Below are 21,371 nucleotides of genomic sequence, written 5' to 3'. Positions count from 1 at the left end.
CGCCCGCTGTCAACGAATACAGCAACTCAAAATCTGGTGGGATACCCAAGCGGCCAAAGGGAGCAGACTGTAAATCTGCCGTCACAGACTTCGAAGGTTCGAATCCTTCTCCCACCACCATTCAAGCGTTCCCTTCACCTAAAGTATCAATTGTGTCTATAAATCGATTTAACACACTAGAGTGTGACTTAGACTTATAAACATAGCAGCAGCAATCCTCAATAATTGAATTTAACGGAATATAGTTAAGCAACTTATCATTCACGTCATTTTCAGGGTAGTAATCGATAATTGCAATAAAATCACCAACTTGAAGAAAACTCTGGCAGTTACCAATATTATCCATTTGCCGAATACTGGCCTTATTACCTTCTAGTTCAACCTGATTAAGCAGTTCCCCCATTAAACTGCTCTTATAAAATGCAGGATCACACAGCCATGTGCATTGCCTTAATAGCGCCATAATATTGTAATGATATTTTTCATATAATTCATTACGACAATAAATCCCTAATGATGCATTCTCTATTTTTCTTTGTAAGGAAAAACGCTCACTGACGACAGGTTGAGAACTTAAAATAACCGTATTACCATCGTAATCAACAATTTCATCAACCTCCTCATAATTAAACCTCAATATATTAATTTGAACATTATTTTTATTTGCTGCCTGATAAAGGTGAATAAGAAAATTTTCTTTCCCCCAGTCATAATAAATATTGGCTTCATTGACAATATAACCTGTAAAATGTTTCTTAGTTATTTCCTTCTCTTGTAAGTAAAGATCACGTAAGTCATTATATAACTCTTGACCATCCTTAGTTAAAGTCATACCAAACTTTTCTCGTTTAAATAGGCGTTTTCCTAAGCTTGTTTCAAAGTCTTTAATTGACTTAGCAATTGGTGGCGTCGTTCGGTTCATTACCCTAGCAGCCTTACTCAATGAGCCATTTTCAACAACTGCCATAAATGCCTCTAATTTTCTTGAAAAGAACATATCTATGACCCCATTCTGTTTATTAAACATGCAAAATTCAACATTATTAATCATTAAAAACAATATGTTGAATAGCCCATCACTTAACATATCAGATGAAAATTTTAATTTAATTTTTCATTGAATGAGTAACAATTTTTCATAAAACTATTTTTATATTTTCCAACAATGCAAAGCAATATATTATACTGTTTCATTTCATTATTTTTTATGACTCGACTATTAAATCACATTAAATATAAATCACCAATTTGAAATCAGTGAACATATTTTTCATTAATTGTATAACTAATAATCTTATTTAAATTTTAAGATAAAACATTACGATTATAATTAGAGCTATAAATATTCATTAAGCATAATTCAATTTATATTTAAATAGTTATTTAATAGTTACAGTCTAGTCATCATCTGTTAGAATCTCGATGTACAGACAAAAATCTAATAGGTGATAAAAGACCATGAAATTTATCTCTTTCAACATAAATGGCCTCCGTGCTCGCCCACACCAATTGGCAGCTATTATTGATAAGCATCAGCCAGAGGTGATAGGTCTACAGGAAACCAAAGTTCACGACGAAATGTTTCCTTACGATGACGTTAGCAAGTTAGGCTATCATGTATTTTATCATGGTCAAAAAGCACACTATGGCGTCGCTCTCCTGACTAAAAATAAGCCTGTTGCAGTTCGAAAAGGCTTTCCTACCGACGATGATGATGCACAACGCCGGATCATCATGGCAGATATTGAAACCAATCATGGTTTATTAACTGTCGTAAATGGCTATTTTCCTCAAGGCGAAAGCCGTGAACACCCAGTAAAATTCCCTGCTAAAGAGAAATTTTACCAAGACTTACAAGACTATATTACATCAACCCAGACCCCTCAATCACAGCTATTGATCATGGGTGATATGAATATTAGTCCAACTGATCTGGATATTGGTATTGGCGAAGCGAACCGTAAACGCTGGCTAAAAACAGGTAAATGCTCATTTTTACCCGAAGAGCGCGCATGGATGGAACGACTGCTAAATTGGGGGCTTGTCGATACTTATCGCGCAATGAACCCTGACGTGGATGATTGTTACTCGTGGTTTGACTACCGTTCAAAAGGTTTTGATGATAACAGAGGCTTACGTATAGATTTACTCTTAGCGTCTACGGCTCTTTCTACACGTTGTGTGGCAACAGGGATTGACTACGAAATACGGGGAATGGAAAAACCTTCAGATCATGCCCCCGTTTGGGCCGAGTTTGATTTAACCAAAGGCTAACTGCTCTTTTTTGTTCGATAGGGAAGATTTTCCCTATCGACCTCTCCGATAACCATCAAATGACTCACACTCACTAGTAGACTACTCTTGCTCACTTTTTTTCGGTTTTTTCGTCGATTTTGCGGCCTTTTTAGTCGTTTTATTCTTTGTGACAGGCGGTAACTCTCGAAATGCTCGTAAGTTAGTAAACTGACGGGCGTGATGAATAAGCTGCGTTAATGTCGCACTAAGCGGATTCATAAAATCAATATAACGTGTTTGTTTTTCACTGATTTGCGTCAAAATAGATTCCCAATGCGCCGTCATATCTGGCAATGTGGCCATATCAGGCAATACATGAATTAACGCTCTACCCGCTGGGGTTGAGTGAATATAGCGACCTTTTTTATATAAAAACTGACGCTTAAATAGCAGATCAATAATACCTGCTCGCGTCGCTTCAGTACCTAACCCATCAGTTTCACGCAATACCTTTTTTAAGGCTTTATCTTGAACAAAACGCGCAATCCCCGTCATCGCGGATAATAGTGTCGCATCCGTAAAAGGCCTTGGGGGTTGCGTTTGTTTTTCAAGCACTTCGCCTTTTTCACACAGTAACTCATCCCCCTTAGCTACAACCGGTAATGGGCTACCGTCATTTTCAGCATCGCGCTCTTTACTGCCTAATACGACTCGCCAACCCGCTTCCGCTAAAAAACGCGCTTTCGCAATAAACTTGCCCTTTTCAATGTCAAGCTCAATCGTACATTTACGGTAAACGGCATCTGACATAAATTGAATGATATATTGACGGGCGATCAGTTGATAAATATTGGCTTCATGCTCCGTTAGTTTTACTGATACGGCTTTTGCGGTTGGAATAATAGCATGGTGAGCATCCACTTTTTTATCGTCCCAGCAGCGATTTTTTTTATCTAATTCAGGTAATTCAAACTGGGTTAATTCAGGTTGATGTACTGAAATCGCATTCAACACAGAATGACGTCCAGCAAAATGCTCATCCGGTAAATAACGGCTATCTGAACGTGGATACGTGATCAATTTATGAGTTTCGTATAAACGCTGGCAGATATCTAAAACTTCTTGAGCGCTTAGCCCAAACTTTTTAGCAGCTTCAATTTGTAGTGCAGAAAGGGAGAATGGTAATGGCGCAATTTCAGATTCGCGTTTGTCCTGATACTGCGTAACAAAAGCAGGCTTCCCTGTAATACGCGACACCACATGTTCAGCAAGAGGACGATGAAATAAACGCCCTTCTTCATCTTGATAATCAATACAAGATTCACTTGGTTGCCAAGTAGCCACAAAACGTTCATTTTCTGGCGTCACAATATGGGCGCGTACCTCAAAATAATCTTTAGGTACAAAGTTTTCAATATCTTCATCACGGCGAACAACAAGGCCTAATACAGGGGTCTGTACTCTCCCTACTGATAATACGCCTTGATACCCGCCACGTTGCCCCAACAATGTGTAGGCACGCGTCATGTTAATACCGTATAGCCAATCCGCTCTTGCTCTTGCTAATGCCGAAACGCATAAAGGAATAAACTCTCGGTTTTCACGTAACCGTTCGATGGCTCTTTCAACGGCTTGAGGGTTAAGGTCATTGATTAAACAACGTTTGACTTGCTTTCTTTTCTCATCAGAAAGCTTCAAAAAATCTAATACCTCATCCACCAGCAGTTGCCCTTCTCTATCAGGGTCTCCGGCATGAACGACTTCCGTTGCCTGTTTGAGAAGGGAATCAATCGTTTTAAGCTGCTTTGTCACTGCGGAACGTGGTTTTAACAACCACTTTTCAGGAATGATCGGCAGATCTTGCAGATTCCAGCGAGCATACCGAGGCTCATACGCATCTGGCTCAGCTTGTTCCAATAAGTGGCCTATACACCATGTCACTATTTGGTCATCACCGCACTGGATAAAACCATCCCCTCTCTTATGAGGTTTTGGCAACACATCCGCTATTGCCCTAGCGAGGCTGGGCTTTTCCGCAATAAACAAACGCATGAATTAATCTATCACTTCAATTAAAGGTACATTTTCCCGATGGGGTAATAATTTGCCGATAGACTGTAACAAAACACCTTGCTGCTGTGCAATGTCTTTAATTTTAGCGACCTCAGAAGGTTCTACTGCTATCAGTAAACCACCCGATGTTTGTGGATCGCATAATAATTTGCGTTGAGCCTCTGTCATCGGCCCAATAAGGTGCCCATAACTTTCAAAGTTGCGTTGGGTTCCCCCAGGCACACAACCGGCATCGATATAATGTTCAACATTTGCAAGTTTCGGTACTCGGCTAAAGGATATTTCTGCTCGTACCTTTGAGCCTTGACAAATTTCACTCAAATGCCCAAGTAGACCAAAACCCGTCACATCAGTCATTGCAGTCACGCCCGGTAACGGTGCAACAACAGCTCCCAGTTTATTCAACTGACACATTGTTTGTGCCGCAAGATTTTGGTGCTCTTCGGCTAATAACCCTTTTTTCTCTGCGGTCGTTAATACGCCAATGCCCAGCGGCTTAGTCAGAAAAAGTTCACAATCTGCTGTTGCTGCACTATTTTTCTTCACATACTCTGTATTTACCACCCCAGTTACCGCTAAACCAAAAATCGGTTCTGGTGCGTCAATAGAGTGACCACCTGCAAGCGTAATCCCTGCATCGGCACAAGCCGCTCTCCCTCCTTCAATGACTTCTCTTGCCACTTCGGGAGATAGTTTCGCAATAGGCCACCCTAAAATAGCAATTGCCATAATGGGTTTACCGCCCATAGCAAACACATCACTAATCGCATTAGTCGCCGCGATACGACCAAATTCATATGGTGAATCAACAATGGGCATAAAAAAATCTGTCGTACTGATAATCCCTATGCCATTGCCTAAATCATAAACAGCCGCATCATCTTTTGTTTCGTTACCTACAAGCAGATGAGGATCATGAAATTTGGCCTGCTCTGTATGAAGGATTTGTTCCAAAACTTTTGGGGCAATTTTGCAACCACAACCTGCACCATGGCTATACTGTGTTAATCTAATTTTTTCCATTACGCTCGGCCTTATCAATTAAAAGTAAGAAACAAATTCTTGCATATCAGGGATCTGTACTTTTGCAGGTGCTTTCAGTTCAGGCGTACCTAAATATAAAAAGCCCACAATGCGATCTGTCGGTGCACAACCTAATCCTTCACGCACAACCGCATCTTCCGTCCAAGAACCTGAACGCCAAATTCCCCCAAACCCTTGGGCAACCGCCGCCATTTGCATCGCTTGTACCGTACAACCAGCAGCAACAACTTGTTCCCACTCAGGTACTTTAGGGTGTGCTTGAGTCTTCGCGATAACTGTAATAATCAAAGGTGCTCTAAACGGGGCATTACGCGCTTTCTCTTCCACTTCCGGCCCTAAGTTGCCCTCTTTCGCTGCTTTTTCAAGTAATTGGCTAAAGCGATTTAACCCTTCGCCTTGCATCACAATAAAATGCCAAGGCCGTAAAGCACCATGATCAGGAGCACGCATACCTGCCGCTAAAATATTTTGCAATTCATCGCCTTGTGGTGCTGGGGTTGTTAGCCGTGAAGCTGAACGGCGGTTCAATAAAAGGGTTAAAGCATCCATATTCCTCTCCGATTCAGAGTAAACTGATATAATAGTCATTCAAACAAGCAATCATTATTGCGCTGATTAATGATTAAATACCCCAACCAGGGTTAGGTACTCAGCTTAAAAACTTATCATTCATCTTATTCGCTAACGAGTACCATGGTGTTATATTGATTAATTGATTGAATTATATCATTTGTGTATGTTGAAAAATATCATCACGACATTGTACAACGCTCCAAAGCGTATTGTTATGAATAAAAATATTATTCATTTGCAGACAACTGTTTTTATTTCGTTAAGATAACAAGTGCAAATTCGTGTGTCGGAGAAATTATGCGTCAAACATGGAAAATCATCGCCACTGTATTTAAATTCAGTTGGCGAATACTAAATTTTATTCGGGAATTGGTTTTCAACACTATTTTTCTTATATTGTGTTTTTTAGTTATTGGTTCGATAGCGCTATATCAATCCGATTCTAAACCTGACCAGAACTATTTTGGTGCACTTTATGTTGACTTACAGGGTATTGTCGTTGATCAGGTATCAACCCCCGATCCTTTTGGCCGCATGAGTCGTGAGTTATTGGGAACCCCTAACAACCGCATGCAAGAAAACTCACTATTTGACATTGTCGATACCATTCGTAGTGCAGCAACCGATGATCGTATTACTGGCATGGTATTACGTTTAGATAACCTCGTTAGTGCAGATCAGCCTTCCCTAAACTTTATCGGGAAAGCGATTACTGAATTCAAAGAGTCTGGAAAACCTATCTATGCTGTTGGCGATAGTTTTAGTCAGTCTCAATATTATTTAGCCAGTTACGCTGATCATATTTTTCTATCCCCTCAAGGTATGGTGGGGATCCAAGGCTTTTCAACAAACACCCTTTACTACAAATCCTTGTTAGAAAAATTAAAAGTCAGTAGCCATATTTTCCGTGTGGGGACTTATAAATCTGCTGTTGAACCGCTAATGCGAGACAATATGTCACCAGAAGCACGCCAAGCGACTAAACAGTGGCTAGATGCGTTATGGAATAACTATCTTGATACACTAGCCAAAAACCGCCAAACCACTGCGAAAGGTATCTTCCCTGGGGCAGATGTGTTACTTAGTAAGTTACGTGCCTCCGGTGGTGATAACGCAAAATACGCATTAAATCAAAAATTAGTTGATAAGATTTATACGCGTGAGCAAGCAGAAAATGTGCTTAAGAATCAATTTGGCTGGAATAAACAAGAGAAGCATTTCAATTACATCAGTATTTATGATTATTCAGGTAAGCTGACCAGCACAACTAGCTCTGAAACATCAGCCACAGCGGGTAATATTGCCGTTATCATCGTTCAGGGCGCTATCATGGATGGCCCTCAATCTCCGGGTATTGCAAGTGGTGATTTAATTAGCTCACAAATTCGCGAAGCCCGTTTGAACGAAAATATTAAAGCAATCATCTTACGCGTTAATAGCCCTGGAGGTAGCGTAACGGCTTCTGATCTTATCCGCAACGAACTCGCGTCTGCACGTGCTGCGGGTAAACCCGTCGTCGTTTCAATGGGCGGCATGGCTGCATCTGGCGGCTATTGGGTTTCAACCCCTGCGAACTATATTGTGGCAAGCCCGAATACGATTACGGGTTCGATAGGCATCTTTGGCGTAATCAATACCTTTGAAAATGCCTTAGATTCTGTCGGAGTGTATACTGACGGTGTATCAACCACCCCACTTGCCGATATCTCTGCAACCAAAGGAATTAGCCCTGAATTTTCCGATATGATGCAAATTACTATCGAAAATGGTTATAAAACCTTTATAGGTTTAGTCGCGAAGTCACGTAATAAAACGCCAGAAGAAATTGATAAAATCGCCCAAGGCCGTGTTTGGATTGGCAGTGACGCGAAAAAAATTGGCTTAGTCGACCAATTAGGGGATTTCGATGATGCCGTGACTAAAGCGGCTGAATTAGCCAAACTCAATGACGTCTCATTAGATTGGATGCAACCTGAGTTGTCATTTATGGATCAGTTAATTTTAGAACTCAGTAGCACTGCCCAAGCAGTGATGCCTGACGTTCTACAGGTCTTCTTACCAGAAGCTGTTGCTACCGACATTCGTCAACAGGCACAATTCTTCTTAAAAATGAACGATCCTCAAAATCGTTACGCATTCTGTTTAAATTGCGCCGAAATTAACTAACTTCCCTGATCCCCTTTAGCACACCTAAAGGGGATCCCTCTATTTATCTTGCCTCTCCTCTCGCAAATCCCACTTAAACAGTAGATAACAATAATTAAATGAGTCAAAATTGTTATATCTTCATATAAAACAAAGGATAGTAATAGCTGCTTATATTGTTATTCATGCTATTCGTCGAACATTAGGTAACTCAATGCAGAAGAAATCGATTTATGTTGTGTATACTGGCGGAACCATTGGTATGCGCCACTCCCCACAAGGTTATATTCCAGTTTCAGGGCACCTTCAGGCCCAATTAGCTAAAATGCCCGAGTTCCATCGCCCTGAAATGCCTGAATTTACCATCAAAGAGCACCAGCCTTTAATCGACTCCTCTGATATTACGCCAGAAGATTGGCAAATCATTGCCGATGATATCAGTGAAAACTATGCGCTGTATGATGGCTTCGTTATCTTACATGGCACTGACACAATGGCTTATACGGCATCAGCATTATCATTTATGCTAGAGAACCTACGTAAGCCTGTAATTGTGACAGGGTCACAAATTCCCTTAGAGGCATTGCGTTCAGACGGCCAAACTAATCTACTTAATGCCTTATATCTCGCTGCGAATTACCCCATTAATGAGGTCGGTTTGTTCTTTAACAATAAACTGTATCGAGGAAACCGCACCGTAAAATCGCATGCCGATGGTTTCGATGCGTTCACTTCCCCCAACTGTCCACCATTAATGGAAGCAGGTATTCATATTCGTACTTTTAATACCTGCCCAGCCCCAATCGGTGTTGGCCCATTAATCTGCCACCGGATCACACCACAACCGATTGGTGTCGTTATGCTCTATCCCGGACTGACTATTGAAATTGTACGTAACATACTCCAACAACCTGTAAAAGCTCTGATTTTACGCTCCTATGGTGTCGGAAATGCCCCACAACGCCCTGAATTACTGAAAATTCTCCATGATGCTACAAACCGAGGCATTATTGTGGTAAATCTGACACAGTGCATTTCAGGTCGAGTCAATATGGAAGGCTATGCGACAGGACATGCACTTGCCGAGGCAGGCGTTATCAGTGGATTTGATATGACATTTGAAGCTGCATTGAGTAAGTTACATTACTTACTTAGTCAAGAATATACACCGGCACATGTTCGGGAATTAATGCAACATAATCTTAGAGGTGAACTCAGCTATGCCGATGAATAAGCCAAATGAGGATTTAGTTAAATCCGCTTTACTGTTAGTTGATCTACAAAATGATTTTTGTACAGGTGGTGCCCTTGCTGTCGCCGATAGTGAAACGGTAATAAAAACAGCGAATAAGGCGATAGAGCTATGCCAACGACAAAATATTCCGATTATCGCTAGTCAAGACTGGCACCCCGCTAATCACCTGAGCTTTGCTGTTAATTCAGGAACACAAGTTGGTGACATTGGTACGCTTAATGGCATTCCCCAAGTGTGGTGGCCCGTTCATTGCGTTCAAGGGGAAGTTGGCGCTGAGTTTCATCCGGAACTCAACCGAGATGCCATTTGTGAAGTTTTTACGAAGGGTGAAAATCCGCAAGTAGACAGCTACAGTGCTTTTTTCGACAATGATAAAGTAAGCCAGACGCGATTACACGCTTGGTTACAAGAGCAACAAATTACCCAATTATTCATTATGGGGATAGCGACCGATTATTGTGTCAAATTCACGGTACTTGATGCGTTAAAGCTGGGATATAACGTTGATGTACTTACCGATGGTTGCCGAGGCGTAAATTTATCCGCAATGGATAGTGAACTCGCATTAGCCGAGATGTCACAAAAAGGGGCGACCCTACTCACCACCGATTCTCTGCAATAATTAACAACGACGTACCTTGCCCTTTTAAGGCAAGGTATTGGCTAGTCGCTAACACTATTGGTTGTTTGACATAGATTGAATAAAAAGCACACGCGAGTACCTCTCCCCCATATCCATGTTTTATCAACGCTGATTGCGCCATTTTCAACCACGGCGACAAGGCACACTGTTCATTTCGTTTTTCTGTATGCCTAGCGTGTTATTTCGCCTGTCGCCTGCCTCTAATTGCGATTATTCGTCTTTATTTTGTGGCTTCAAGGTTGCCAACATTTCCCCTTGAAACATCGATTTAAGTTCCTGCTTACTTTTCATCGTGATCTGCCCATCCGTACCAATGGTCATATGTTCAGGATCATGATTATGACGAGACTGCCATAACATCACCATCTGTAAGCTATGCTCTTTTTGCTCAGGGGTTAATGCGACACCATCAGGCCATTTTCCTAATTCAACGGCTGTCACCAAACGCTGATAAATTTCAGGGGTCATCACTGATAACAGTTGCTCTAATTGCTCTGGCTCTAAATTTACACTCACTTCACAACTCCTTCAAAGAGACCCAGTCAGTAGTTCATTTGACATATTATCTATTTCAACTTAGCTGAATCGATATTGCTTAATTTAGTTTTCAGCGTCAGCTAGCTTCAGCACCCTATCCACGGGTCTTTTCGCCAGTTTTCTCATCGATAAAACTTAATGATGCTGAATTAATGCAGTAACGTTGCCCCGTTGGTTGTGGACCATCAGGAAACACATGTCCTAAGTGGGCATTACAATTTTGACAACGCACTTCAATCCGATGCATTCCATGGGAGAAATCTTCGATATACTTAATCGCATCTTCAGTCATTGGTTGATAAAAACTCGGCCACCCGCACCCTGCATCAAATTTAGTGTCTGATAGAAAAAGTGGTGTACCACAACACAGGCATTCATACACCCCATCTTTACGATTATGCAATAACACACCAGTGAACGGACGCTCGGTCCCTGCCTGCTGAGTGACATATTGCTGAATATCATTTAGCTCCGAGATATCAATCGGTTGCTTACTTTTATCTGTCATATCAAACCCAAATATTGAAATAACTGAGTGGTATTAAGCTAAGAATACCCCCATTTGGTGCAACAAAAAATTAACAACACGTTTTATAAAGATATTCTAAACTAATTAACATAGTGCTTTGTGTTTTGATTTGTGACGAGTTTCACATATATCACTGATAGCAGGTTTCATTATCCCGCACAATCCCGATAATACGTGCGGATGTATTTGCCTCTAAAGTGGCTGACAAGTAAGCAATTAGTGCGAGTTGTTTTGATTTTTTTCAATAATTGACACGATTCCGCTTGACGGCTGGCAAGGTTTTGGTAACTTTAACTACAACTTAATTCACGAATAAATAGCTGGTGGAAATACTATGACTATCAAAGTAGGTATTAATGGTTTTGGTCGTATTGGCCGTATCGTTTTCCGTGCTGCACAAGAGCGTTCTGATATCGAAATCGTTGCTATCAACGACCTGCTCGATGCAGACTATATGGCATACATGCTGAAATATGACTCTACTCACGGTCGTTTCAACGGTACTGTTGAAGTTAAAGATGGTCACCTAGTTGTAAATGGCAAAAAAATTCGCGTCACTGCAGAGAAAGATCCTGCAAACCTGAAGTGGAACGAAGTTGGTGTTGACGTTGTTGCAGAAGCAACAGGTATCTTCTTAACTGATGAAACTGCACGTAAACACATCCAAGCAGGCGCGAAAAAAGTTGTTCTGACTGGCCCTTCAAAAGACGACACGCCAATGTTCGTTATGGGTGTTAACCATAAGAGCTATGCAGGTCAAGAAATCGTTTCTAACGCTTCTTGTACAACTAACTGCTTGGCACCTCTGGCTAAAGTTATCAATGACAAATTCGGCATTATCGAAGGTCTGATGACGACTGTTCACGCAACAACAGCAACTCAAAAAACTGTTGATGGTCCTTCTCACAAAGACTGGCGTGGTGGTCGTGGTGCTTCTCAAAACATCATCCCATCTTCAACTGGTGCTGCTAAAGCGGTAGGTAAAGTTATTCCTGAGTTGAATGGCAAACTGACTGGTATGTCTTTCCGTGTTCCTACTCCAAACGTTTCAGTTGTTGACTTAACTGTACGTATGGAAAAACCAGCCACTTACGCTCAAATCTGTGACGCTATCAAAGAAGCGGCTGCGGGCGAGCTGAAAGGTGTTCTGGGTTACACTGAAGATGACGTTGTATCAACTGACTTCAACGGTGAAAAACTGACTTCAGTATTCGATGCTAAAGCAGGTATCGCACTGAACGACAACTTTGTAAAACTGGTTTCTTGGTATGACAACGAAACAGGTTATTCAAACAAAGTTCTAGACCTGATCGCTCACATCTCTAAATAAGAGTTATTAGCGTTTTATGGTTAATTTGAGCCGCCTTTAGGCGGCTCTTTTGCTTTTATTCGCTCCTAAATTGTCAGGAGCCCCTCACTTACCTCTTAGAGTGAATGACGGTTTTCCTAAGTTCTGCTAACCTATTTGTATTCACTGTTTCTCTATTCACAGGCAAATAATTATGCACGATAAACTCTTTGCTTTACCGGTGATTAAGCAACTTTCAGCCTACATTAGCCAACGCCAATTGGGTGAATTACCCTTAATTATTGTTTCGCATCCTAAAGTGCGTGGTGCCGTTAGTATTCAAGGTGCACAATTAATCGATTGGCAACCTTGTGGTCAAAAACCGTGCATCTGGCTAAGCAGTGAAAGTGCTTTCAAAGCAGGTACAGCCATTCGTGGGGGTATCCCTATTTGCTGGCCTTGGTTTGGCCCCGCGGGTAGCCCAAGTCATGGTTTCGCCCGCATTTTACCGTGGCAATTTACTGCACATAATGAACATGAAGATGGCGTGATCCTCACCTTCACTCTGACAGATAACGAATATACACGCAAACTATGGCCACATGAGTTTACATTGATATTGCGAATGAAACTCGGTGAGACCTGTGAGTTAGAATTAGAAAGCTATGGTGATTTTGAAACCACAGCCGCAATGCACACTTACCTCAATATTGGTGATATCCAAAAAACCACGGTGTACGGTTTAGGTGGCCACTACTTTGATAAAGTCAGTGACCGTGAAGTTTATGAAGACAAGCCGCTAAAAATTAATAGCCATACCGACAGAATTTACTCTGAGCCAGAGGAATATAGTTTGATCCGTGATGATAGCTGGTCACGAACCATTGAAATACACCATTACCATAACTCTGACGTTGTATGTTGGAACCCATGGGCTGAATTGTCATGTAGCATGCAAGATATGCCAAACAATGGCTACAAACAGATGGTTTGTGTTGAAACGGCGCGCATTAATCAACCGATGAAAAGTGAAAATCAGCACCCCGCTCGCCTTTCTCTCGTTATGATGACACGCGATAATAAGCCACAAGACTGATAGTGACCTCCGCGATGAGGCGGGCTCTTTTCTCGCCTCATCATGCTGTTACGTCACTAAGGATGGCGCAAGCAGCACTTCTTCATATACCTTTTCTCTCCAACGAAATAGTACGTGATATAAAAAACCGTCTACACATTGTAAAGTATCAATAATTAAATTTAAGATAAGTATTGATTTCTATCCCACTAAAAAATGAACTCAATGAATAAGTACACCTTGTTATTATTATTGTCTGCCCCTATTGCCGTCTCTGCCAACTACTGTGACGACTTATATAAAAAATATAGTAATAGTTGGATGAGAGATATGCCAAAACAGGTATGCGAAGATGCGGTTAATGGTGATGCCGAAGCACAATTTAGCGTCGCGTCATGGAACACACGGTATCTAAGGCAACCTAAAGAAACTTATCGCTGGATAAAGATGTCAGCAAAACAAGGTTGTGCTAAATCACAGTATGTTTTAGGACTGCACTATTATGACGGAAAAGTTGTTGATACAGATTGGCTTAAAGCGTTTGCTTGGATTAAAAAAGCGGCTGATAATGGGATTCCCGATGCTCAGGCTATGCTTGGTTTCATGTATCAACATGGTCATGCAATTGGTCAAAATTATACAATAGCTCTAGAGCTGTATCATAAAGCGGCTGCACAACATAACGAAGATGCCTATCTCTATTTAGGCCGAATGTACGAAAATGGCATGGGGGTTACCAAAGATTATGCAAAAGCTTATGAGTATTTTGCAAAAGCCAAGATCGCTCACGTCTTATCCTACCTCCCCGATTATCCTTGCGATATTTATAAAGATCCTGACTAAAATAGCCATCTACCACCAGCAAGTTCGCCATAATCAACCATGTCAGCAACTATTCGTGCCCTGTTCAAATACCAATAAAAAATCCCAAAAGCACAAAGCGCATTTTGGGATTTTTTGTCAAGTCGTGGTTAGCAATTAGAAGGTATAAGTTACCCCACTCCAAACAATTGCAGAAACTGATTTATTAACCATTGGACTATCTTTCACTTCATTTGGCAGACGGTCAATACGCCCCATTGCAAAGGCACTCCAATTATCATTGAACTTATAGTTACCTGATAATTCAACATATGGAGTCCAGCTATCACCCGGACGATAGCGAGCTAAACCACTATTACGCGACTCTTTTGAAGAGACACCATACTCATAGCGGTTTTGATTTTTGCTATCCCACTTGATACCTACACCTGGAACTAACGACCAATTGTCGCCATAGAAACCATAAAGGTAAGCAACTTCTGCACGCAAACCATTACTGATCCCTAACATATCCCCCGACGCAACGGTACGGATTGTTCCCCAATCGGCTTTGTGTTTGTACGTCAAGCCCCCCATTACCGTATCGCGGCGACGATCAAGCTCACGCATATCACGGTCGTCGTTATCTTTCGGTTTGAAGAATTGAGGGTAATAATAAGCATCAAGCGAAAGTTGATCCTCTTGGTCATTCCACAAGTAGTAACCTACTGCTAACGTACGAAAATAGAAGTTTTCACCTTCATAGTTAACAATCGGTACTGGCGTAACATAGTCTTTCGATTTTATACCTTTATAAGGTGTTGATTGCGCCAAAACCGAACCCCCTACAGACCAAGTTCCAGCCATAGCTGCGGAGGATAATAAACCTAATGCGACAGCAAGTGATGTTAATTTGATTGTTTTACGCATATTAACCTGAAATATTAGAAGATTGAACAATAGTGCGCATCATACCTTGATGTGCTCTTTAGCCAAAACACTCCCACGACTGATCACATTTTTAGTTAAATTTATAACCATGTCTAATACTGTTTACACAATCATTCTAATTTTCATATACGACTGGTACTCTTTTCGCCAACGCGCACATCAATTCATAACCAATAGTGCCTGCCGCCTGAGCAACGTCGTCTATCGGTAAGTTTTTACCCCATAGCTCAACGCGATCACCAATCTTAGCAGTTGGACATTCGCTAACATCTATTGTTAGCATATCCATTGAAACAGTTCCTAATAGAGGACAACGCGTTCCATTTAACCAAATGGGGGTGCCTGTTGGCGCATGACGTGGATAGCCATCCGCATAACCACAGGCGACTGTGGCTATCTTCATTGGGTAAGGTGCTGTAAATTTACTGCCATAACCAATAGATTCCCCAGCCGCAATCTCATGTGTTGCAATAATTTGTGATTGCAATGTCATTGTCGCACGTAAATCTTTATCCGCAATGTCTTGCCAACGACCACTTGGTGATGCGCCATATAAGATCACACCAGAGCGAACCCAATCATAATGGGTCTTTGGGTGCCATAACGTCGCCCCTGAATTGGCAATACAGACAGGAAACTGACCATCGATAAACTGTTTAATTATCGCATGAGGTTTATCTGTGCCTGTCGATAAATCCGAATTCGCAAAATGTGTCATTAAGGTGACCGTCTCTACATTTTCCATTGCAGACAATCTATGCACCACTTGAGCATATTCCGGCGGCTCAAAACCTAAGCGATTCATTCCGCTATTTAGTTTGACATACACGGAGATGGGATTTTGAAAGTGCCTATTTTCAATCGCATCCAATTGCCAATAACTGTGCACCGCCGTAGTCAATTGGTATTGATCTATGACTTTTAAATCATCAGGCTGGAAAAAGCCCTCCAATAACAAAATAGGCCCCTTCCAACCTTGTTCACGCAATAAAATGGCTTCATTTAGATCTAAAATCGCGAAGCCATCCGATGCCGCCAGTGCTTTCCACACATGTTTAATACTGTGACCATAAGCGTCTGCCTTCATGACAGACCATATTTTTGCATGCCCAACGTGCTGACGAACTACGGACAAATTATGAGTAAAATTTTGCAGATGAATTACCGCACTGATTGGGCGAGGCATATCTCTTCCTTCTTTTTATACTATCCGAATATTTTTCAGCCAATTGCTCAACGCGCAGGCGATAAATCACCACTATGGGTTAATTTTGTATTAAAGCCATCAATATATCTAAATACCGATAAATCGTCGGATGCAATGTCAGGCTTATTCCCTGAAATCAGATCAGCTAATAACTTACCTGAACCACATGCCATCGTCCAACCTAGCGTTCCATGTCCCGTATTTAAATATAAATTGCTATAAGCCGTTGGGCCGACTATCGGCGTTCCATCTGGCGTCATAGGTCTAAGCCCCGTCCAAAACGTCGCTTGAGAAATATCACCGCCACCTTGATAGAGATCTTGTACTACCATCTTCAATGTTTCGCAGCGTTTTTTCAGCACATCCAAATTAAAGCCAACCACTTCTGCCATGCCCCCAACACGAATGCGGTCATCAAAGCGCGTTACTGCGATCTTATAAGTTTCATCCAAAACTGTTGATGTCGGTGCGCGCTCAGCATTAATAATTGGCATTGTTAATGAATACCCTTTTAATGGATAAACGGGTATTTTCACTAAATTATGCAGTAATGATGTGGAATATGAGCCCATCGCAACTACATAGCGATCCGCTTGTAATATTTCACCATCACAACGAATACCACTCACTTTATTGCCATCCGTCAGGATCTGTTCAACATGACGACCAAACTGGAATTTAACCCCCGCATCTTGGGCCATTTTCGCCAGTTTCTTAGTAAACTGTTGGCAATCACCCGTTTCGTCATTGGGTAAACGTAAGCCCCCCGTCAATTTATCCTTCACATATTCAAGCGCAGGCTCCGCTTTCGCTAACTCATTGGCGGTCAACAGCTCGTATGGTACGCCTTCTTTCTGTAAGACAGCGATATCATTGGCGGCATTATCAAACTGCTTTTCGGTCCTAAACAGTTGCAATGTTCCACCTTGACGGCCTTCATAACTAATCCCTGTATCTGCACGTAATTGGCGAATACAATCACGGCTATACTCCGCTATCCGCACCATACGGCTCTTATTCATCGCATAATGTTGAATATCGCAATTTTTAAGCATTTGCCACATCCAACGTAATTGGAATAATGTGCCGTCAGGCCTGATGGCTAATGGAGCGTGCTTTTCGAACATCCATTTAACCGCTTTTAATGGGATCCCTGGGGCACCCCATGGAGTCGCATAGCCCGGGGAAATTTGTCCAGCATTACCCGCACTCGTCTCTTCAGCAACATCCATTTGCCTATCTAATACGGTCACTTCATGCCCTTCTTGTGCTAAATACCAAGCTGTAGTAACACCGATGACCCCCGCACCTAAGACCAAAACTTTCATCACTCCCCCTGCTGCTTAGCACGAATATTTTCATTAGAATAATATTCTAGTATTCATTTTCCAATATGGTTAATTAACACTTTTAACAATTCGGACAATTAATTCAAAAACAGTTACAATTACTTTACACCTCAGATTTAAATGCTAGTGCCCATTTCTAATTGAATAGTTAAAAACAGAATAAAAACAGTCAATTAATAGAAAATTAATTTCGATTGAATTATTTTTCCATACGTTAATTTAGAGTTTTATACTATCTTGTTGGTATATTATTTTGATGACCTGTTTTTTAATATATGTTATTTCCATGCAATAACATAGAAAATAAATTCACAAATTTACCTTAAGATGAATTATAGTCTTGTTGATTTTTTTATTTCAGAATTGTAGATAATTTAGTGATTTCAAGCACAAAAACAATTACCCATTTTTATCGCAAAAATGGTTTTTGCTCTTTTCTCGTATTGGATGAATCAGATTTACAAAGTATAAGCCTTCTGGGTCTCAGTCTGCTGAAAACGCCTCTTTCTCTATCTTATTGAATCCACAATGTATAAAACAATATAGAAACGAACGTTAATAAACGTTAATTATTACTATAAATCAAAATGTTACCACGTGAAATTAGCTGCTAAAGTCAGCAATCAATTAATAAAATCTGACGGAGGGAGCATGATAAAAAAACGACCATTTCTTATTTTAATCGTAATGTCCTGTTTAATGACCAATCGCAGTGTAGCAGATTCAGATTGCATATCATTTAAACATTTTAAAGTGGAGCACGAGGGGAAAGTTTGTTTTAGCATTCGCCCTCTGCTCACTTGCCATACTGAATGTGAGGCTGTCGAAACAATCCATAGCAAAGTACTATTTCAATGTTATTATCCTGATATAAAGCCACAATCACCCAAAATGATCACTCAAGCAGAAAATATTGCTCTCAATATTGAATACCCCATATCATGTGCACCCAAAAAAGCGTCAGGCAATATTCAGTAGCTGACCAAGTCACTTGCAATTTCTGGTTTTCTGACAGCCAGAAGGCCAGTTGGTTAATAGCACCAAACTGGCTTCAGACATCATACAGTAACGTGAGTTAAAATTAGGATGCGCGGAATGGTTAGCGCGCATTTGCGAGGTCGTTAGGCATATTCCCTTGCATACTATGCCAAATCGTACCACTTTCTTTACCGTAATTTCTAACGGATTCCATAATACGATCGTACGCTTGTTCGCGGCATAAGTTTGACAATTGTTGATAGAAATTGAGCGCAAGGCGTCGTGCTTCCGGGTTAGAGAAATAGTAACGACCAACACGGGTATAAAGCCCTTTTAAGCCATTAATAATCAAGCCATAAATAGGGTTACCCGACGCGAAAGCCAACCCGCGGAATATATTGTAATCTAAGGCACTAAACGCATCTGCGTTATCTTCGACCTTCTCACGCTCAGACAAAACTTCCAATGATTTTTCAGGGTTTTGACGAAAAGCAGTACGGATAAAAATAGCAGCGATATTGGTTCTCACCGCTAGCAAATTATCAATCAGTTGTGGCACACGGTCATGATCTAACCTTGCTAAGGTCTCAAGAATATTCAGGCCTGAAGTCTCCCAATAATTGTTCACTTTGGTTGGTTTGCCATGTTGTATCGTCAACCAACCATCACGCGCTAAACGCTGTAATACTTCACGAAGCGTCGTACGTGTTACACCAATTAACTCCGAGAGTTCCCGTTCAGCAGGTAAAATCGACCCTGGTGGAAAGCGATTGTTCCAGATGCTCTCAATAATATACTCTTCCGCAAACCCTGCAGGACTTTGAGCTTTTATGACCATATTTTTATTATTCCAAACATTTTCAGACGGATTATTATAGAAATCATACCAGATTGTCGTAAATTGAGATAGTTAGACCCCACATAAACAACAAAACCAATCATAAACTCCCATATAATGAATATATTATCTATTACTGATCAGACTTAATTTATGTAAAAGATAAGAGTAGTATGTGAATTTACTGTACAATACATCAAGTAAGAGGAAAACAATTCATAATGGATTTTAGTGTAAAAAGAGCTTTTTTAAAAAATTTTCTAGGGAATTCTCCAGATTGGTATAAGCTCGCAATAATAATATTTCTAATTATCAATCCACTGGTATTTTATTTTGTCAGCCCGTTCATCGCCGGGTGGTTACTTGTAGTAGAATTTATCTTTACCCTCGCCATGGCACTCAAATGCTATCCACTGCAACCCGGTGGGCTTTTAGCCATTGAAGCCGTCATCATTGGCATGACAACCCCAAAACAGATCTCTCATGAGATCAGTAACAATTTGGAAGTCATACTGCTGCTGATCTTTATGGTCGCCGGTATCTATTTTATGAAACAACTGTTGTTGTTCGTCTTCACCAAACTGTTACTGAATGTTCGTTCTAAACGTACGTTGTCATTAGCTTTCTGCTTAGCAAGTGCCTTCTTATCTGCGTTTTTAGATGCACTCACTGTTATCGCCGTTGTGATTAGCGTCTCCATCGGTTTCTATTCTATCTATCATCAATACGCTTCTAGCCAACACAGCAATACTGATCTACAAAATGACAGTTATATCGATACGGCTGAGAAGAAACAAACACTTGAGCAATTTAGAGCTTTCTTGCGCAGCCTCATGATGCATGCCGGTATCGGTACAGCATTAGGGGGAGTCATGACGATGGTTGGTGAACCCCAAAACCTGATTATTGCTAAGCATGTCGATTGGGATTTCGTGACTTTCTTTATACGTATGGCCCCCATTACATTACCTGTTTTTGCGTGTGGTTTAATTGTGTGTTTTTTGGTCGAAAAATTTAAATTATTTGGATATGGGGCGGAATTACCTGCAACCGTTCGCCAAGTCCTGACTGATCATGACCAAAAAAATAGCACTAAACGTACCCAAAAAGAGAAAGCACAACTTATTGTGCAAGGCTTGATTGGTATTTGGTTAATCGTCGCCCTTGCCTTCCACCTCGCTGAGGTCGGGCTTATCGGTTTATCCGTCATCGTATTAACCACCGCCTTCTGTGGCATTACAGAAGAGCATGCCTTAGGTAAGGCGTTTGAGGAAGCATTGCCCTTTACCGCACTACTGACCGTCTTTTTCTCCGTCGTAGCGGTGATCATCGACCAGCAGCTATTTACACCATTTATTCAATTTGTATTGCAATCGTCTGAATCATCACAGCTCTCCTTGTTCTATCTATTCAACGGTCTTCTTTCCGCTGTTTCAGATAACGTCTTCGTCGGTACTGTCTATATTACCGAGGCATTAAAGGCATCAAGTGAAGGGCTAATTTCACACCATCAGTACGAGTTACTCGCCGTTGCCATCAATACGGGAACCAACCTTCCGTCGGTTGCCACGCCAAATGGGCAAGCGGCTTTCCTATTCCTGCTGACGTCTGCATTATCGCCATTAATTCGCCTCTCCTATGGCCGCATGGTATGGATGGCTTTACCTTATACCGTCGTCATGACTGTGGTTGGGTTAATCGGTGTTGAGTTTTGGTTAATACCTGTCACACACTGGTTAGAAAGCTTAGGTTGGATTAGCCTACCTTAAGTTTAATCACCACCAACTCACCTATATTCAAAGCTACTCACATCGTCAGATGGAGTAGCTTTTGTTTACTCTATCCCCCTA

The 21,371-nt window shown here is 41.2% G+C and carries 18 protein-coding genes and 1 tRNA gene; 9 read left to right on the top strand and 10 right to left on the bottom strand.

Going from position 1 to position 21,371, the window contains the following annotated elements; all coding sequences use genetic code 11:
- Nucleotides 1–35 precede the first annotated feature (35 nt).
- Nucleotides 36–120: transfer RNA gene (locus PR833_RS14580), tRNA-Tyr, on the top strand.
- A 1-nt stretch (nucleotide 121) separates the two neighbouring features.
- On the opposite strand, the gene PR833_RS14575 is transcribed toward PR833_RS14580, so the two are convergent.
- A complete protein-coding gene (locus PR833_RS14575) occupies nucleotides 122–997 on the bottom strand; it encodes a LysR family transcriptional regulator (protein WP_041705365.1) in 876 nt (291 codons plus the stop codon).
- A 461-nt stretch (nucleotides 998–1,458) separates the two neighbouring features.
- On the opposite strand from PR833_RS14575, the gene xthA reads away from it, so the two are divergent.
- Nucleotides 1,459–2,274, top strand: coding sequence for an exodeoxyribonuclease III (gene xthA / locus PR833_RS14570; RefSeq protein WP_004920298.1), 816 nt, complete (start codon nucleotides 1,459–1,461; stop codon nucleotides 2,272–2,274).
- 81 nt (nucleotides 2,275–2,355) lie between these two features.
- Here the strand turns inward: xthA and PR833_RS14565 are convergent, their stop codons facing one another.
- From PR833_RS14565 to PR833_RS14555, 3 genes are read right to left on the bottom strand one after another with little or no spacing between them, the layout of a single operon-like run.
- Complete coding sequence (locus PR833_RS14565; RefSeq protein WP_272526271.1) at nucleotides 2,356–4,287, bottom strand: DNA topoisomerase III; 1,932 nt, start codon at nucleotides 4,285–4,287, stop codon at nucleotides 2,356–2,358.
- 3 nt (nucleotides 4,288–4,290) lie between these two features.
- Nucleotides 4,291–5,331 (bottom strand): selenide, water dikinase SelD, encoded by a 1,041-nt coding sequence (gene selD / locus PR833_RS14560; RefSeq protein WP_272526270.1) that lies wholly within the window; start codon nucleotides 5,329–5,331, stop codon nucleotides 4,291–4,293.
- Nucleotides 5,332–5,349: 18 nt separating this feature from the next.
- Nucleotides 5,350–5,901 (bottom strand): NAD(P)H nitroreductase, encoded by a 552-nt coding sequence (locus tag PR833_RS14555; RefSeq protein ID WP_014656072.1) that lies wholly within the window; start codon nucleotides 5,899–5,901, stop codon nucleotides 5,350–5,352.
- Between the two features lie 321 nt (nucleotides 5,902–6,222).
- Here PR833_RS14555 and sppA point away from each other — a divergent pair, with 321 nt between their 5' ends.
- From sppA to pncA, 3 genes are all read left to right on the top strand, one after another.
- On the top strand, nucleotides 6,223–8,091 hold the full coding sequence (gene sppA / locus PR833_RS14550) for a signal peptide peptidase SppA (RefSeq protein WP_036940414.1): 1,869 nt from the start codon (nucleotides 6,223–6,225) through the stop codon (nucleotides 8,089–8,091).
- Nucleotides 8,092–8,284: 193 nt separating this feature from the next.
- Nucleotides 8,285–9,304 carry an asparaginase gene (ansA, locus tag PR833_RS14545; RefSeq protein ID WP_272526269.1) on the top strand — a complete coding sequence of 340 codons (1,020 nt, stop codon included), beginning with the start codon at nucleotides 8,285–8,287 and terminating at the stop codon, nucleotides 9,302–9,304.
- Nucleotides 9,291–9,947: a bifunctional nicotinamidase/pyrazinamidase gene (gene pncA, locus PR833_RS14540; protein ID WP_014656074.1), complete on the top strand. Its 657-nt coding sequence runs from the start codon at nucleotides 9,291–9,293 to the stop codon at nucleotides 9,945–9,947. The genes ansA and pncA overlap by 14 nt, the downstream gene beginning before the upstream one ends.
- Nucleotides 9,948–10,178: 231 nt before the next feature.
- On the opposite strand, the gene PR833_RS14535 is transcribed toward pncA, so the two are convergent.
- Both PR833_RS14535 and msrB read right to left on the bottom strand, forming a co-directional pair.
- On the bottom strand, nucleotides 10,179–10,484 hold the full coding sequence (locus PR833_RS14535; protein WP_004920326.1) for a YeaC family protein: 306 nt from the start codon (nucleotides 10,482–10,484) through the stop codon (nucleotides 10,179–10,181).
- A gap of 115 nt (nucleotides 10,485–10,599) precedes the next feature.
- Nucleotides 10,600–11,013, bottom strand: coding sequence for a peptide-methionine (R)-S-oxide reductase MsrB (gene msrB / locus PR833_RS14530; protein WP_004920330.1), 414 nt, complete (start codon nucleotides 11,011–11,013; stop codon nucleotides 10,600–10,602).
- Between the two features lie 355 nt (nucleotides 11,014–11,368).
- On the opposite strand from msrB, the gene gapA reads away from it, so the two are divergent.
- The 3 genes from gapA to PR833_RS14515 all read left to right on the top strand — a co-directional run bounded on the left by gapA (nucleotide 11,369) and on the right by PR833_RS14515 (nucleotide 14,240).
- Nucleotides 11,369–12,364 (top strand): glyceraldehyde-3-phosphate dehydrogenase, encoded by a 996-nt coding sequence (gene gapA / locus PR833_RS14525; protein ID WP_004920333.1) that lies wholly within the window; start codon nucleotides 11,369–11,371, stop codon nucleotides 12,362–12,364.
- A gap of 172 nt (nucleotides 12,365–12,536) precedes the next feature.
- On the top strand, nucleotides 12,537–13,418 hold the full coding sequence (locus PR833_RS14520) for a D-hexose-6-phosphate mutarotase (protein ID WP_004920336.1): 882 nt from the start codon (nucleotides 12,537–12,539) through the stop codon (nucleotides 13,416–13,418).
- A 204-nt stretch (nucleotides 13,419–13,622) separates the two neighbouring features.
- Nucleotides 13,623–14,240 carry a tetratricopeptide repeat protein gene (locus tag PR833_RS14515; protein ID WP_272526268.1) on the top strand — a complete coding sequence of 206 codons (618 nt, stop codon included), beginning with the start codon at nucleotides 13,623–13,625 and terminating at the stop codon, nucleotides 14,238–14,240.
- A 135-nt stretch (nucleotides 14,241–14,375) separates the two neighbouring features.
- On the opposite strand, the gene PR833_RS14510 is transcribed toward PR833_RS14515, so the two are convergent.
- From PR833_RS14510 to fadR, 4 genes are all read right to left on the bottom strand, one after another.
- Nucleotides 14,376–15,128, bottom strand: a complete 753-nt coding sequence (locus PR833_RS14510; protein ID WP_004920345.1) for a MipA/OmpV family protein — start codon at nucleotides 15,126–15,128, stop codon at nucleotides 14,376–14,378.
- Nucleotides 15,129–15,264: 136 nt separating this feature from the next.
- On the bottom strand, nucleotides 15,265–16,335 hold the full coding sequence (gene alr / locus PR833_RS14505; protein WP_004920349.1) for an alanine racemase: 1,071 nt from the start codon (nucleotides 16,333–16,335) through the stop codon (nucleotides 15,265–15,267).
- A 47-nt stretch (nucleotides 16,336–16,382) separates the two neighbouring features.
- Nucleotides 16,383–17,684, bottom strand: coding sequence for a D-amino acid dehydrogenase (locus PR833_RS14500; RefSeq protein ID WP_004920353.1), 1,302 nt, complete (start codon nucleotides 17,682–17,684; stop codon nucleotides 16,383–16,385).
- A 1,120-nt stretch (nucleotides 17,685–18,804) separates the two neighbouring features.
- Entirely contained in the window at nucleotides 18,805–19,521 is a 717-nt protein-coding gene (fadR, locus tag PR833_RS14495; RefSeq protein ID WP_004920358.1) for a fatty acid metabolism transcriptional regulator FadR, read from the bottom strand.
- Nucleotides 19,522–19,742: 221 nt separating this feature from the next.
- Here fadR and nhaB point away from each other — a divergent pair, with 221 nt between their 5' ends.
- Nucleotides 19,743–21,290: a sodium/proton antiporter NhaB gene (gene nhaB / locus PR833_RS14490; protein WP_004920360.1), complete on the top strand. Its 1,548-nt coding sequence runs from the start codon at nucleotides 19,743–19,745 to the stop codon at nucleotides 21,288–21,290.
- Nucleotides 21,291–21,371 lie beyond the last annotated feature (81 nt).

It is taken from the genome of Providencia sp. PROV189 (genome assembly GCF_028480065.1).
Classification (GTDB): domain Bacteria; phylum Pseudomonadota; class Gammaproteobacteria; order Enterobacterales; family Enterobacteriaceae; genus Providencia; species Providencia stuartii.
The sequence above is the reverse complement of the archived record's forward strand: the minus strand, read 5'-3'. Positions and strand labels throughout refer to the sequence as shown.

What these genes read in the sequence shown, in the direction of transcription:
- PR833_RS14575 (WP_041705365.1), bottom strand. Translation starts at nt 997, where the DNA reads ATGTTCTTTTCAAGAAAATTAGAGGCATTTATGGCAGTTGTTGAAAAT.
- xthA (WP_004920298.1), top strand. Translation starts at nt 1,459, where the DNA reads ATGAAATTTATCTCTTTCAACATAAATGGCCTCCGTGCTCGCCCACAC.
- PR833_RS14565 (WP_272526271.1), bottom strand. Translation starts at nt 4,287, where the DNA reads ATGCGTTTGTTTATTGCGGAAAAGCCCAGCCTCGCTAGGGCAATAGCG.
- selD (WP_272526270.1), bottom strand. Translation starts at nt 5,331, where the DNA reads ATGGAAAAAATTAGATTAACACAGTATAGCCATGGTGCAGGTTGTGGT.
- PR833_RS14555 (WP_014656072.1), bottom strand. Translation starts at nt 5,901, where the DNA reads ATGGATGCTTTAACCCTTTTATTGAACCGCCGTTCAGCTTCACGGCTA.
- sppA (WP_036940414.1), top strand. Translation starts at nt 6,223, where the DNA reads ATGCGTCAAACATGGAAAATCATCGCCACTGTATTTAAATTCAGTTGG.
- ansA (WP_272526269.1), top strand. Translation starts at nt 8,285, where the DNA reads ATGCAGAAGAAATCGATTTATGTTGTGTATACTGGCGGAACCATTGGT.
- pncA (WP_014656074.1), top strand. Translation starts at nt 9,291, where the DNA reads ATGCCGATGAATAAGCCAAATGAGGATTTAGTTAAATCCGCTTTACTG.
- msrB (WP_004920330.1), bottom strand. Translation starts at nt 11,013, where the DNA reads ATGACAGATAAAAGTAAGCAACCGATTGATATCTCGGAGCTAAATGAT.
- gapA (WP_004920333.1), top strand. Translation starts at nt 11,369, where the DNA reads ATGACTATCAAAGTAGGTATTAATGGTTTTGGTCGTATTGGCCGTATC.
- PR833_RS14520 (WP_004920336.1), top strand. Translation starts at nt 12,537, where the DNA reads ATGCACGATAAACTCTTTGCTTTACCGGTGATTAAGCAACTTTCAGCC.
- PR833_RS14515 (WP_272526268.1), top strand. Translation starts at nt 13,623, where the DNA reads ATGAATAAGTACACCTTGTTATTATTATTGTCTGCCCCTATTGCCGTC.
- PR833_RS14510 (WP_004920345.1), bottom strand. Translation starts at nt 15,128, where the DNA reads ATGCGTAAAACAATCAAATTAACATCACTTGCTGTCGCATTAGGTTTA.
- alr (WP_004920349.1), bottom strand. Translation starts at nt 16,335, where the DNA reads ATGCCTCGCCCAATCAGTGCGGTAATTCATCTGCAAAATTTTACTCAT.
- PR833_RS14500 (WP_004920353.1), bottom strand. Translation starts at nt 17,684, where the DNA reads ATGAAAGTTTTGGTCTTAGGTGCGGGGGTCATCGGTGTTACTACAGCT.
- fadR (WP_004920358.1), bottom strand. Translation starts at nt 19,521, where the DNA reads ATGGTCATAAAAGCTCAAAGTCCTGCAGGGTTTGCGGAAGAGTATATT.
- nhaB (WP_004920360.1), top strand. Translation starts at nt 19,743, where the DNA reads ATGGATTTTAGTGTAAAAAGAGCTTTTTTAAAAAATTTTCTAGGGAAT.